We start from the raw sequence: 11,895 nt of genomic DNA on the forward strand, positions 1-11,895 counted from the left end.
CATCAGTTACCGACAACGGTGGAATCTTCGGACCCGGACGACTCATACCCAACCAACGAAGAATCTCTGACTCAGGTCACCAGTGAACGAGCGCGGGTTCTGCTGTTGCGAGAGCCTGCTCGATCACTCAGCTCCTTCCAGTGGGAGAAGACCGACAGCCGGCCGGGACACCCATCGTCTGTCATCCACGGGTCCGACCGACAGAGCGCCATCTGACGATGGCCCTAGATGAGCCTGGTCAACGTTGCCGCAACGGAACCATTTTCAAGGCCGATTCCCCACTCATGGGTGAACGACATCGCAGCTACTGAGGTTTCGACGTGTCGTCGGGTGGTTGCTGACGGTGAGGCCGGTCTCAGTGAGGCAACCGTCGCTCGGGGGGCGGGCCGGTAGTGGATCTGTCGCAGGCCGCGGCGGCGAGGTCCGGGCGAGGTGCTGGTCGTCGGCGAACGCGACGTTGGCCAACGAAGCGCGTCGTAGGAGGGACCAGATGCCCTCTACGGAGTTCAGGTCCGGGGCGTATGCGGGCAGTTGGAACACGGCGAGTGGGCTTGATCCGCTTCGACGGACATCCAGGACCAGAGGTTGATTCTCCGGAAGGGGGGACGGGTTTTCTGATCCCGTCCGGCTTCTTCGAGGGCGTGACGCAGGGCTCTGGCCTTGGGGCGGCTCTCATCAACGGGCGTGCTCTGGGGGCGTGCTGACAGGGCGTAGAGAGGTCGGCAGCAGCCCCATTCGGGTGAACGGGCTGCGTTGATCGCACTCGCCTGTGGATGCGCCTGTTCACTGGCTGCGTATGTCGCGCCTTCCAGGAGGACCACCATGTTTGGCAGGACTGTTCTCGCCGCCATCTCGCTTGCTGCTGCCTCGCTGACTGCCCCGGCAACGCTTCCTGACGCCCACGCGGCAGCGCGTAGCGCCGCGTCCCTGAGCAACGCCGACGACGGTAGGGCCATCTCCACTGCGCCCGGCGACGCGATCAGGGTCAACCTGAAAGCCCTGCGAGGTGACGGGGTGAAGTGGGTGTGGGACGTACCCGCAGCCTCCGCCACCGACGTGCTGGCACGGACTACGGGAGGCACCGCTCCCAATGGCGACGCCAAAGCCGCCTTCCGAGCAGAAGAGAACGGACGCAGCACCATCACCGCGCACCGCCGCTGCGTCGTCACAGCTCCTGGGCGCTCCTGCCCCCACGTCGTCACGACCTGGAAGGCCACCGTCGACGTCCGCTGACGGTTAGCCGCCGGCCAGCGGCCCAGGAGAGGCCCCCAACGACGACAAGACCCCCGAGCGACAGTGGCTCGGGGGTCTTATGCGACAAACGCGGCGACCTCTTCCTCGCCACCACCACCGCGGCAGCCCTGATCATCTGGCTCCGCACATGATCGCCAGGACAAGTCCTAGCTCCGTTCGGCGACGACGACCACGACGGCGACCGAGATAAGGAGGCTCAGGATGACTCCGACCGCCGTGGGTGTCAGCCGGTCCCGCATCTGCTTCTGCGGCTGGACCCGTGCGGCCTGGTCGGTGTTCAGCTCCCACCAGTCGACGACCCGCCGGAAGTCCACGTCGAAGTCGGGAGCGGGGTACAGGTCGCTGTGCTGGAGCCCTGGCAGGGAGCGGCGCCGCCCGTCCGCGAGGGTGATCCGAACCGCGAGCGCCGTCCGGTTCCCTGGAGCAGAGGCTCAGCGCCTTGCTCGGTGAACGGGTCTGGGCAGAATCCGGTATTGGCGCACCGACCGATGTCGAGGAACTTCGATGCCGCATCACGACCCTGGAGCAGCAGGTCGTGAACCTGACTGACTGGCTCGAAGAACGCGACCAGGACCTCGACGCCGACCGGGTGGCCGACCGCGAACCTATGTCCCGCCTCAACGCACCACGTCCCGGGCATCGCCAAGGTAGCTGAGTCACCAGCTGACGGGGCTGGGGTCGGCGGGATAGTCGGGCAGGACCGCGGTTCTGCCCGACGTGGCTATGTGAGGTCGGTGAGGAGCGCGTCAAGTGCCCTGGTCAGGGCTTGGGAGTTGGCCTGGTCGAACCAGGTGGTCCGGATGCGTTCGTTGTTTCCGTTCGGGGTCTCGTGGTCTGCTGCGAGTTGGTGCAGGGAACGGGTCTCGTCGTTCAGGGAGCGGCCCACGCCCTGGAAGAGGCTGCGGACGTAGCGGTCCGCGTCCTCGGAGGCGATGCCGTGGTCGGCGGCCCATGAGGTGAGTGTGGCGAGATACGTGTAGTGGGTGGTCAGTGTCCCGGTCAGTGCGGAGAAGACGTTGAAGGCGTCCTCGTCCGCGACGGGGAGCACCCCGCCCAGGCGCTCGAAGAGGGAGTTCACCTCCGGGTGCGAGGGGTGCACCACGGTGACGGAGCGGCGTTCGCGGATAGCCGGCAGGGGGATGGCCCGGGCCATCGGGGCGCCCGTGGCGAGTGTCTGTCGCAGGTCGTCGTTGCCGACGCCGGCCATCACGTTGACCACGATCTTGTCGTCGTCCACCCGCACGCCGGCCAGGGCATCGCGCCGGTCTTGGCGCCGTACGGCGATGATCACCAACTCGGAGCGGTCCACCACCTCCTGGTTGTCGGCGCACACCCGTACGCCCTCGTAGCGCTCGGACAGCTCCGCGGCCGTGCGGGCGCCCCGGGGGGAGAGGAACACCTCTGACGACTCGTCGCCCCCGTGACGCAGACCCATCACGATGGCCCGGCCGATCTCGCCCACACCGATGATGCCGATACGTTTCATGTTTCTTCCTCCAGGGTGCGTGGTGGTCGTGACCCGTGCAGGTGCGGGTCTGTGTCGTTGAACCTGCGTCGGCGGACGCCTGCGCCGAGGGAACTCCGGGGCCCGCGGCCCCTCCCCCGGGCCCCTTCGCGTATGTCGGGGCGAGCTGGGGCTCGGGGCGCTGTCGTCGGGATGGGTGCCGTCCGCTCATCGCGTGCGAGGGCGAACGCAGCCAACGTCATGTCAGTCGCGGCCTCTTCCACAGGAGTGCGACCGCTAGGGCGCCTGCCAGGCAGGGAGCCATCCCCGCCCAACCCAGCGCCGGCGGCAGGCCGGTAGCGTCGGAGGTGTCCTTGGTGAGCAGCCCGGTCAGTCCGATGCCGGTGCCGAGCACGAACATCACGGTCGCGGCGGGGCGTGCCCACCACGTGCCCGCGTTGACGGCCCAAGTCGTCCCGAGCCAGGCGATGACACCGAGCGCTCCGATGACGGACAACAGGACCAGGTAGGTGCTGACAGCCGAGTCGACCCGCGTCTGGGCGTACGTGGGGTAGCCGGCCCGGATGTGGCCGGTCAGCAGATCACGGTCGGCGTAGGGGGCGATCGTCGCGAGGACGGTGAACCCGAGACCCGTGCACATCGTTCCCATTGCCCATCGCTCATGGAGTGTCTTCACCATCAGAGTGCCTTCCCTTGAGTCATATCGAATCGTGCGGCGAAGACGGCTCGCAAGAGCCCGACGATCTCCGCCCGCGCATGCCCTGTTCCGGGTTTCATTGGTCGATCATGCCGATGCCGTGGTCGCCGTATCGCGCCCCTTGGGCGCCAGTGGTGGGGACGGCAGCGTCGATGCAGCCGAGGTCGGTCGCGGTCAGCTGCACATCGAGGGCGGCCAGGTTGTCGCGCAGGTGGGGGCGACGCGAACTGCCGGGGATGGGGATGACGTCGCTGCCACGGGTGAGGAGCCAGGCCAGGGCGACCTGGGCGGGGGTGGCATTCTTGGCCGCAGCGAGTCGAGTGAGGGCGTCGACGATGGCCAGGTTGGCCTTGAGGTCGTCGCCGGTGTAGCGGGGGGCGGTGGCGCGGAAATCGCCGCTGTCGTACGAGGTGGTGGCGCGGACGGCTCCGGTGAGCAGGCCGCGGCCGAGGGGGCTGTAGGCGACCAGGGCCGCGCCGATGTTGCGCAGAGCGGGCAGGATGTCGTTTTCGACATGGCGTTCCCACAGCGAGTACTCGGTCTGGACGGCGCTGATGGGGTGGACGGCGTGGGCGCGTCGGAGGGTGGCGGCGGAGACTTCGGACAGGCCGATGTGGCCCACCTTGCCCTGGGCGACCAGTTCGGCCAGCGCTCCGACCGACTCCTCGACGGGCACGGCAGGGTCGATGCGCGCGAGGTAGTACACGTCGATGTGGTCGGTGCGCAGCCGGCGCAACGACGCCTCGCAGCCACGCCGCAGATAGCCGGGAGAACCGATGGGGACCAGCCCTTCGGCGGTGCGCCGGACGCCCGTCTTGGTGGCCAGTACGACGCGGTCACGGTGCGGCGCGAGGGTCTGGCCGAGGAGTTCCTCGTTCGCACCGTCGCCGTAGAAGTCGCCGGTGTCGAACATGGTGACGCCACATTCGAGGGCCTCCAGCACGGTGGCCGCTGCCTCATGAGGGTCGGCCGGGCCGTAGCTGCCAGTCATGCTCATGCAGCCCAGACCTAGCCGGGAGACCGCGGGGCCGTCGGCGCCCAGGGTATGGGTGTGCATCGTTCCTCCGTCACGTCGCCAGGGCCGCGCGGAGGAACGCGAGGATCTCCGCCTGGGCGGCTCCGGCCTGCGGTTCCACTCCCGGCAGGGTGAGGAACGCGTGCCTCGCGCCCGGGTATTCGGTCAGCCGCACGGAGGTCCCGGCGGCCCGCAGCCGCTCGGCGTAGCGGCGGCCGTGATCGGCGACCGCATCCTGGGTCGGCACCACGAGCAGCGCCGGGGCGAGCCCGCTCAGGTCGTCCGCGTAGAGCGGCGAGAATGCCCGGGCGTCCGTCCCCGCCGGGACGGCGAGCCGCTGGAAGAGCCGCAGTTGCGGCAGGGCGCGGGTCGGGCTGGAGGCGTACTCGGCGATCGAGGGGTAGTCGTACATCGTGTCGGTCACATCGACCGCGGGGTTGACCAGCACCTGCGCCGCCAGGTGCAGACCGTCCTCCCGGGCCCGAATGGCGGTCAGGGCGCTGACGAGTGCGCCGAAGCTCTCGCCGAAGACGGCCGTGCGCGCCGGGTCGATGCCCCACTGGGCGGCGTGCTCCACCACGTGCCGCAGCACGTCCCAGCCGTCGTCGGCGGCGTTCGCGAGCGGACTGTCCGGGGCGACGAGGCGGTGCTCGACCGAGACGACGAGCGCGGGCAGTTGGACGGCGAGGTGGCTGTTGGTCCAGTCGCACTGCACCGCCGTGCCCACGAAGCTGCCTCCGTGGACGTGGATCACGAGTGGCAGGTCGGTTCGGGCGGTGTCGCCGTCACCCGTCGACGCCGGCCGGTACACCCGGACCGGGAGGTCGCGCCCGGGCAGCGCGAGCTCACGCCACTCGATCGCGGCGCCGGGGTCCGGCTCCCCGGTGAGCGCACGCGCCGCGCCGGACGCCCGGAAGCGGTTCTCCGCGTCGCGGTAGGCGATCAGTTCCTCGGTCGTTAACGCCTCGAAGTCCGGCTCCGGCGGTCGCGTCGCAGCTGTGGTCTGGTTCATGTCCGCGTCTCTCCTTCTTCTCCCGGCCTTGCCTCCCGGCAGGCACGCGTCCCTAGTATGCACGCACTGCGTGCAACAGCAAGTGCATAGACTAGACTGAGCCCGGACGAGAGGGGCGAGATGGCAGGCCGAAGGCGTTGGTCGACCGAGGAGATCCTGGACACGGCGGCGGAACTGCTGCGTACGAGCGACGCAGAGTCGTTCAGCGTGCGCAAGCTCGCGGCAACGCTCGGGACCGACTCCTCCAGCCTCTACCGGCACTTCCGCAACAAGACCGAACTGCTGCGCGCGGTCGCCGACCGGGTCCTGGCGGCCTCCATGGACGGCTACCACCCCGAGGGCGACTGGAAGCAGCGCATCACCGCCACGGCCCTTCGTCTGCGCGAAGCCTTCGGCCAGCAGCCCCAACTCGCCATGATCTGGGGGCGTTACGCGTCCGGCGGCACCGGATCCCGGCTGGTCATGGAAGAGATCCTGCAGTCCCTGCGAGCCTCGGGCCTGCCCGATCAGGAGATCCCGGCGCGCTACCACCGGATCGTGATCCTCCTCGCCGCGTTGATCGCCTCCGAGGCCGGCGTCAGCACCATCACCGCCGAAGAGAACGAACAGGGCATGGAGCTGTTCCGCGTCGCAGTACTGGGCGCCGACCCCGAACGCTTTCCCGCCCTGGCCCACTACGCTCGCGACATCCGCCCCCTCGGTGCAGACCGCCGCGACGCGTTCGAGGAGATCCTCGCCGCCCATCTCGCCCACATCGAGGCTGCAATCCGCCCGAGCCAGGCAGCTTCCCGCCGATCATCGGATCGTTGGGCGACCTGACGGCGCTCTCGGCCAGCGTCAGATGCGAAGGGTCGATTGACGCGGAGCGAGGTCGCACGAGGCCGTCGGGCCCTCGGCATCGCCACGTCCCGGGCGGATGGGGTAGTTCTTGGACTGTGCAGCAACGGTGTGGTCGCGGGTGGGTACGAGGGTGCCGTCGACAATGAGCACGGTGTCCTTGCGGAACCGTTGGCGCGCAGTAAGCGCAAGCATCGGTCCGAGCTGGGTGATGCCGCGGTTCGCGGCGGACTTCGAGATGCCGAAGAGCGGAGCCAGTTGGCGCAGCGTCAAGTTCGTGCGCCAGTAGGTCGCAACGAGCAGTAGAACGAGCAGTAGGCGGTCCTGGAGAGGCAGGCCTCATGGTCGGCCCCGTCGCGCAGCGTCCGCACGCGCGCGGCGCAGTGCGGCCACCAGCTTCCTGAATCTGCGAGGGCTCAGCCCCGTGAACGGGGCTATCCAGAACGACTCCGACGCCGTGATCACACCGGCCACCGCGTGATCATGTCATCGGTGGCCGGCAGGCATGCGACGGTCGTCAGCCGATCCCGGTGATCATCGACGCCAACGACAGAAGCAACGCACCCAGCGCCCCCACGACTCCATAAAGTCGCAGCTCGCCCCGGGCACCCAGCCGGCGAACATACCGTGTGGTGGCCGCAGCGAAGGCCAGACCGCCGACGATGAACCACGGTCCCCACAGGAAGAGGTACCAGCGGGTCAGCCCGGCCGGGTCAGGCGCGACGGAGAGGCTCCCAACCTCAACCAGCACTCCATGGGCAACGAAGAGACACCCGTGCCAGACAAGCAACACCGCCGCGCCGCCGCCGCAGAACACCATGAGACGGGCGATCCATCTGCCGCGCCGGCGTGTCAGGCCGATACCGATCAGGGCCCCCAAGAGCTTCAGCAGCCCGGTCACCCACAACACGGCCACGAACCACGCCACCCGATCATCGGCGAGCTTCACCAGGGACGGCGACACCGTCGTCCGCGCGCCGAAGGTAAATCCCATCGCCCAGGCAAAACTGGGCACCGCGAACAGGAGCCCCCATACCGCAGCAGCGAGCCCCGGCCATGCGCCCGGCCGAAGACCGGATGTCCGACGCGGGGCCGGACCCGCTGCATCGTCCGCAGAAAGCTTGATTGCCATGACTTCATCCTGGCCGGATCAAGATGACGAAAGGTCATCCACAAGGATGATCGGCCTCTACGACTCACTCGACCACGTGAGCGTCCAGCTCGTCCAGGAAGCCAGCGACGGGCGGGAGACCGTACTGAAGACGTGGACCAAGGACACCGGCGAATCCTCCGGAGCCGCATAAAGCTGCTGGTCGAAGCCCCCAACAACAGGGACGTGATGGGCGTGTTCCGCTTCGCACGACGAGAGGATTCCCCGTGGGTGCTCTGCCCCCGCTCAGTCCCGAACAGCGCCGTGCCGCGCTCGACAAGGCCGCCGCGGCACGCAAGGAGCGAGCCGAGGCGAAGGACGCGCTCAAGCACGGCTTGCTGTCACTGCGCGAGGTGTTCGCCGGCGACTCCGGGTCCATCCGCAGAATGCCGGTCCGCGCCCTGCTCGCATCCCTCCCAGAGATCGGCAAGGCGAAGGCGCAGAAGATCCTTACCGAGATGGAGATCACCGAAAGCCGCCGCGTGCGCGGCCTCGGCGTTCAGCAGCGGGAACACCTTCTCGAACGGGTCACGCCCAAAGGCTGACCGATGGCGCCCTGTCGGCACGGGCCGGTGTCCGGCAGAGTGAGAGTGTCCGCGAAACGATCAACGGGACGGGGACACGGCATGGCGTAAGAGGAGCGTGCGTACCACGGCATTCAGGGAGTTGGCGGCGACGAGGACGAGTGGCAGCCCGCCCCGCTCCTGGTCGAGAAACCCGAGGACGGCCCCACCCAGCGCAAGGACGTGAAGGTGCTGCGCGAACTCAAGGCGAAGGACGCGGACGAACTCGGCGGATTCGGCTGGGGCTACAACGGCGGCGGCACCAGCCGCACCGCCGCGACGGTCCTCGCCGACGCCCTCGGCATGCCGGAGAAGGCCGGCCTTGTTGGACCGTCCCGACGCGCGCGGTATACCGGCTCAGCGCGCTTGTGTCTGGGGCTCACGGTCTGCCGTGAAGTCGTCCCGCGCCTGCGGAGTCCGGCGACGACGGCGATGAGGTCCTGGATGGAGCGGCCCGACCGGTCCAGGGAGGGGACGACGAGGGTGTCGCCTTCACGGAGGTAGCCGAGGGCCTTCCAGAGCGGTGCCAGCCCTCGTGCGCGGTGGCGGCCTCACCTCGTGAACTGCGCTCCCTCGCAACCTGATGCGCGCCTTTGCCCTCTTCTGCCTCGACGGATCGATGTGGTCGAACCGGCCCAACTGTTGCTTACCGAAGGGAAATCGTTGTTCCGTAACGCAGTCCGGGCCCTGAATATCGCCGGTCTTGTCGTAGTGCCCTTGCTGCCGGCAGCCGCAAGTATCCGCTGCGGCAGAACCGGACCTGTCCGGTCCGGCGCGGTTCCTGCTGGGAGGAGCGGTGACTGCTGACGCTCCCCGCCACGGCGGGCGCCCGCCCCGTGCGGCTTTCCACACCGCCCAGTCATCGCATTTCGGTAAAGCGTTCGATATGGGCATGCAAACATCTTGTCCTGAGCATGACTTAACCGATGGGATCACGACAGCCGCTTTGTGCGACTCAGGCCCACTCAGGGAGAATTCATGCGCATAGCCCGTACCCGTAGACGTGCCACGGCCACGACGGCCGCAACCGCCGCCCTCACCGTCGTCGCCCTGGCGACCACCCCGCTCGCCGGTACAGGTACCGCCGCAGTGCCGCATACCAAGGCCGTCCCGGCCATCGCCGGGCACCAGTTGGTGCACGGCGTGGGCAGCCCGCTCTCCATCGCGGAGTGCCGGGCCAAGTTCAAGCTCGCCTGCTACAACCCCCTCCAGTACCGCACGGCTTACAACCTCAACGCGCTGTACAGGAAGGGAATCACGGGCAAGGGCCGCACGATCGTCATCGTGGACTCCTTCGGCTCGCCGACCGTCCAGCACGATCTGGACGTCTACAGCAAGCAGTTCGGCATCCCCAGCACCAAGGTGAACGTGGTCAAGTGGGGCAACGTCCCCGCGTTCGACCCCAAGAACCCCGACATGACCGGCTGGGCCGGCGAAACCACCCTCGACGTCGAGATGGCCCACGCCGTGGCGCCCGACGCGAAGATCGTCCTGGTGGAGACGGCGGTCGCCGAGACCGAGGGCACCACCGGTCTACCGGAGATGATGGACGCCGAGAAGGCCATGATCGACCGTGGCGTCGGCGATGTGATCACCCAGAGCTTCGGCGCCACCGAGAACACGTTCCCCGGCTTCGACAAGGGCGACTTCTCGAGCATCAAGAACCTGCGGTACGCCTTCAAGGAGGCCGCCAAGAAGCACGTCACCGTCCTCGCCTCCTCCGGCGACGGCGGTGCCACTGACAACACCGCCGACGGGAAGGGCTTCTACAAGGAGCGCGTCAACTCCTGGCCGTCCTCAGACCCGTTGGTCACCTCGATCGGTGGCACCCAGCTGCACCTCGACGACAAGGGTCAGCGCACCAAGCCGGACAGCGTCTACAACGACCACGGTGCGGGCGGTGGCGGCCAGTCGCACGTCTTCACCCGCCCAGCCTTCCAGAACGTGGTGAAGAGCACCGTCGGCGACCGCCGCGGCACCCCGGACATCTCGATGGCCGCCGCCGTCGACGGCGGCGCCTGGATCTACTCCAGCTACGACCCGACCGACATCGGCTGGGGCATCACCGGCGGCACCAGCGAGGCGTCTCCGCTCTTCTCCGGCATCGTCGCCCTCGCCGACCAGGCCGCCGGCCGCCGCCTCGGCCACATCAACGACGCGCTGTACACCCTCTACCAGCGCTCCGCCCACGACACGAGCACCGGCATCGTCGACGTCAACGACGGTACGAACAACAGCTACGAAGGCGTCACCGGCTACACCGCAGTCAACGGCTACGACATGGCCACCGGCGTCGGCACCGTGGACGCCGCCCGCTTCGTCCCGGCCCTCGCTCGGGCAAGCCACCGCGGCTGACGCGCACACGGCCTCTCGCGGTCCGGGCCTCGCTGGGCCCGGACCGCACCGCTGTGCCGGATTCCTCGCGAGTCGCTACGACCGCGTCAGGCGGCTCCCCCGCCGAAACCACCATTGAGTGGCCCGCTGAGGCACGGGAAAAACAGACAGCCCGTAGTCCCTCCGACTCACGCGCCGGTCGCCATCCGACCAACGTCCCTCCAGCCCACCACAGTTGGCGGCCCGAGAGCGTCGAGGAACGGGGCGTACTACTCAAACAGCGTGCCGACTTGATCCACCCTCGGACGAAGAGCACGCCGCCGGGCCTGCCGCCGCGCGGTGAGGACACCTAGCCGACGCGATCGGTGCGCGCTGCCATCGGCAGCACGATCGCCACGCAGCCGCACCACTCTTCCCGGACCTTCTTCTCCCGGGCCGTGCACTACAGGTCGCCCCCGAGAGCCTCCTTCGCCTCGATAGCAGCCGCGCTCGGCCTCCGCCGATATCGGCGCTTGCACGCCGACGGCGTCATCCGCGTCGCCGGCGTGGTCAACCCGGGAGCGTTGGGACGAAGCAGATGGCTGGTACGACTACGCTGCCGGCCCGGCAGCGTCGCGGCGATCGCGGGCGCGCTCGCCAAGCGAGACGACGTCAACTGGGTAGTCCTTGGCGCAGCCGGCTCCGAAGTCACGTGCGCGACACAGTCACGGGATCAAGCGCAGCGAGAAGAACTGCTCGGCCAACGGCTCCCGCGCACCGCGGCGGTGCTCGACATCAACGCCTTCCCAATGCTCCGCCAGTTCATGGGAGGCCGCGGCCACTACCGGGCCGCACTCCACGGCGCGCTGTCCCGGAACAGGAAACCATGCTCGGGAGCGACGGCCCCCCATTCGCGGAGTCTCCGGTCGTCACTGACGACCCTGTACACCTCAGCGCCTAAGACAAGAAGATCCTCGACGCGCTCGCCGCTGACGGTCGGGCCAGTCTCGTCGACCTCGCCACAGTGGCGGATTCCGCACCCGGCCGCGTATCCCGCCGGCTTCACGTCCTGCTCCAACAACGCGTCGTCCACATCGACGTCGAGATCGCCCCAGCAACCTTGGGCTATCACGCGCGGGCCAACCTGTGGCTGCGAGTGCATCCGTCAGAGGTGAAGAACGTCGGACGCTCGCCGGCACGAGAACCGGAGATCGCCTTCGCCGCGGCCATCTCCGGCCCCTACAACATCCATGCCGTCGCCCACTGCCGAGACCTCGACGAACTCTTCGAATTCACGTCGGAACACATCGGGCTCTGCCCGGCCTGCAGAGCATGGAAGTCTCACCTGTCCTACGGCATGTCAAGCAAGCCGGCACGCTACTGTCCGGCGATCGCCTCGTCGTGCCTCCGACTCAAGCGTGACGTAAGCAGGCCCGTGGCGTCGCGCCGCCTCACGACAAGCTGGTCGTCCGCTACGAGGCATGTCCAGCTCACCTTCATACGACAGTCCCTGTGACCTCATTTCAAACACGGCCTAGTAGCGCGTCGCTGCTTAGTTGTGGCATGACTGGTTGGGAGACTGGCGTCTG

At 68.2% G+C, this 11,895-nt stretch carries 14 protein-coding genes and 2 pseudogenes; 7 read left to right on the forward strand and 9 right to left on the reverse strand.

Annotation, left to right across the window (positions count from 1 at the left end):
* Positions 1 to 282 precede the first annotated feature (282 nt).
* Positions 283 to 531: pseudogene (locus IEZ17_RS45640) on the reverse strand (IS630 family transposase); the annotation flags it as partial.
* 291 nt (positions 532 to 822) lie between these two features.
* On the opposite strand from IEZ17_RS45640, the gene IEZ17_RS40535 reads away from it, so the two are divergent.
* The gene (locus tag IEZ17_RS40535; RefSeq protein ID WP_189308646.1) at positions 823 to 1,233 is read left to right on the forward strand and encodes a hypothetical protein; all 411 of its coding nucleotides are present in this window, start codon (positions 823 to 825) and stop codon (positions 1,231 to 1,233) included.
* 167 nt (positions 1,234 to 1,400) lie between these two features.
* Here IEZ17_RS40535 and IEZ17_RS40540 read toward each other — a convergent pair whose 3' ends face one another.
* Positions 1,401 to 1,568, reverse strand: a complete 168-nt coding sequence (locus IEZ17_RS40540; protein WP_189308647.1) for a hypothetical protein — start codon at positions 1,566 to 1,568, stop codon at positions 1,401 to 1,403.
* A 125-nt stretch (positions 1,569 to 1,693) separates the two neighbouring features.
* Here IEZ17_RS40540 and IEZ17_RS40545 point away from each other — a divergent pair, with 125 nt between their 5' ends.
* Positions 1,694 to 1,909: a hypothetical protein gene (locus IEZ17_RS40545; protein WP_189308648.1), complete on the forward strand. Its 216-nt coding sequence runs from the start codon at positions 1,694 to 1,696 to the stop codon at positions 1,907 to 1,909.
* Between the two features lie 66 nt (positions 1,910 to 1,975).
* Here IEZ17_RS40545 and IEZ17_RS40550 read toward each other — a convergent pair whose 3' ends face one another.
* From IEZ17_RS40550 to IEZ17_RS40565, 4 genes are all read right to left on the reverse strand, one after another.
* Positions 1,976 to 2,740, reverse strand: coding sequence for an NAD(P)-binding domain-containing protein (locus IEZ17_RS40550; RefSeq protein ID WP_189308649.1), 765 nt, complete (start codon positions 2,738 to 2,740; stop codon positions 1,976 to 1,978).
* Positions 2,741 to 2,957: 217 nt separating this feature from the next.
* Positions 2,958 to 3,359 carry a hypothetical protein gene (locus IEZ17_RS40555; protein ID WP_229853102.1) on the reverse strand — a complete coding sequence of 134 codons (402 nt, stop codon included), beginning with the start codon at positions 3,357 to 3,359 and terminating at the stop codon, positions 2,958 to 2,960.
* 133 nt (positions 3,360 to 3,492) lie between these two features.
* A complete protein-coding gene (locus tag IEZ17_RS40560) occupies positions 3,493 to 4,473 on the reverse strand; it encodes an aldo/keto reductase (protein ID WP_189308651.1) in 981 nt (326 codons plus the stop codon).
* Positions 4,474 to 4,483: 10 nt separating this feature from the next.
* A complete protein-coding gene (locus IEZ17_RS40565) occupies positions 4,484 to 5,443 on the reverse strand; it encodes an alpha/beta hydrolase (protein WP_189308652.1) in 960 nt (319 codons plus the stop codon).
* 120 nt (positions 5,444 to 5,563) lie between these two features.
* On the opposite strand from IEZ17_RS40565, the gene IEZ17_RS40570 reads away from it, so the two are divergent.
* Complete coding sequence (locus IEZ17_RS40570; RefSeq protein WP_189308653.1) at positions 5,564 to 6,262, forward strand: TetR/AcrR family transcriptional regulator; 699 nt, start codon at positions 5,564 to 5,566, stop codon at positions 6,260 to 6,262.
* A gap of 102 nt (positions 6,263 to 6,364) precedes the next feature.
* On the opposite strand, the pseudogene IEZ17_RS40575 reads toward IEZ17_RS40570, so the two are convergent.
* Together IEZ17_RS40575 and IEZ17_RS40580 are read right to left on the reverse strand one after the other, a co-directional pair.
* Positions 6,365 to 6,754, reverse strand: a pseudogene (locus IEZ17_RS40575) (transposase family protein); the annotation flags it as partial.
* Positions 6,755 to 6,797: 43 nt separating this feature from the next.
* Positions 6,798 to 7,412: a DUF3995 domain-containing protein gene (locus tag IEZ17_RS40580; RefSeq protein WP_189308654.1), complete on the reverse strand. Its 615-nt coding sequence runs from the start codon at positions 7,410 to 7,412 to the stop codon at positions 6,798 to 6,800.
* A 46-nt stretch (positions 7,413 to 7,458) separates the two neighbouring features.
* Between IEZ17_RS40580 and IEZ17_RS44060 the strand changes: the two genes are divergently transcribed.
* Together IEZ17_RS44060 and mihF are read left to right on the forward strand one after the other, a co-directional pair.
* Positions 7,459 to 7,584, forward strand: a complete 126-nt coding sequence (locus IEZ17_RS44060; RefSeq protein WP_268249898.1) for a hypothetical protein — start codon at positions 7,459 to 7,461, stop codon at positions 7,582 to 7,584.
* A gap of 73 nt (positions 7,585 to 7,657) precedes the next feature.
* Positions 7,658 to 7,975 carry an integration host factor, actinobacterial type gene (mihF, locus tag IEZ17_RS40585; protein ID WP_189308655.1) on the forward strand — a complete coding sequence of 106 codons (318 nt, stop codon included), beginning with the start codon at positions 7,658 to 7,660 and terminating at the stop codon, positions 7,973 to 7,975.
* Between the two features lie 263 nt (positions 7,976 to 8,238).
* Here the strand turns inward: mihF and IEZ17_RS45175 are convergent, their stop codons facing one another.
* On the reverse strand, positions 8,239 to 8,523 hold the full coding sequence (locus IEZ17_RS45175) for a recombinase family protein (protein WP_373300080.1): 285 nt from the start codon (positions 8,521 to 8,523) through the stop codon (positions 8,239 to 8,241).
* A gap of 448 nt (positions 8,524 to 8,971) precedes the next feature.
* Between IEZ17_RS45175 and IEZ17_RS40595 the strand changes: the two genes are divergently transcribed.
* Entirely contained in the window at positions 8,972 to 10,348 is a 1,377-nt protein-coding gene (locus IEZ17_RS40595; RefSeq protein WP_189308656.1) for a S53 family peptidase, read from the forward strand.
* Positions 10,349 to 11,276: 928 nt separating this feature from the next.
* Positions 11,277 to 11,822, forward strand: coding sequence for an Lrp/AsnC family transcriptional regulator (locus IEZ17_RS44320; protein ID WP_308427753.1), 546 nt, complete (start codon positions 11,277 to 11,279; stop codon positions 11,820 to 11,822).
* Positions 11,823 to 11,895 lie beyond the last annotated feature (73 nt).

Source organism: Streptomyces albospinus (assembly GCF_014648695.1).
Lineage (GTDB): Bacteria > Actinomycetota > Actinomycetes > Streptomycetales > Streptomycetaceae > Streptomyces > Streptomyces albospinus.

What these genes read in the sequence shown, in the direction of transcription:
- IEZ17_RS40595 (WP_189308656.1), top strand. Translation starts at nt 8,972, where the DNA reads ATGCGCATAGCCCGTACCCGTAGACGTGCCACGGCCACGACGGCCGCA.
- IEZ17_RS40580 (WP_189308654.1), bottom strand. Translation starts at nt 7,412, where the DNA reads ATGGCAATCAAGCTTTCTGCGGACGATGCAGCGGGTCCGGCCCCGCGT.
- IEZ17_RS40560 (WP_189308651.1), bottom strand. Translation starts at nt 4,473, where the DNA reads ATGCACACCCATACCCTGGGCGCCGACGGCCCCGCGGTCTCCCGGCTA.
- IEZ17_RS40570 (WP_189308653.1), top strand. Translation starts at nt 5,564, where the DNA reads ATGGCAGGCCGAAGGCGTTGGTCGACCGAGGAGATCCTGGACACGGCG.
- IEZ17_RS40535 (WP_189308646.1), top strand. Translation starts at nt 823, where the DNA reads ATGTTTGGCAGGACTGTTCTCGCCGCCATCTCGCTTGCTGCTGCCTCG.
- IEZ17_RS44060 (WP_268249898.1), top strand. Translation starts at nt 7,459, where the DNA reads ATGATCGGCCTCTACGACTCACTCGACCACGTGAGCGTCCAGCTCGTC.
- IEZ17_RS40565 (WP_189308652.1), bottom strand. Translation starts at nt 5,443, where the DNA reads ATGAACCAGACCACAGCTGCGACGCGACCGCCGGAGCCGGACTTCGAG.
- IEZ17_RS40550 (WP_189308649.1), bottom strand. Translation starts at nt 2,740, where the DNA reads ATGAAACGTATCGGCATCATCGGTGTGGGCGAGATCGGCCGGGCCATC.
- IEZ17_RS40555 (WP_229853102.1), bottom strand. Translation starts at nt 3,359, where the DNA reads ATGTGCACGGGTCTCGGGTTCACCGTCCTCGCGACGATCGCCCCCTAC.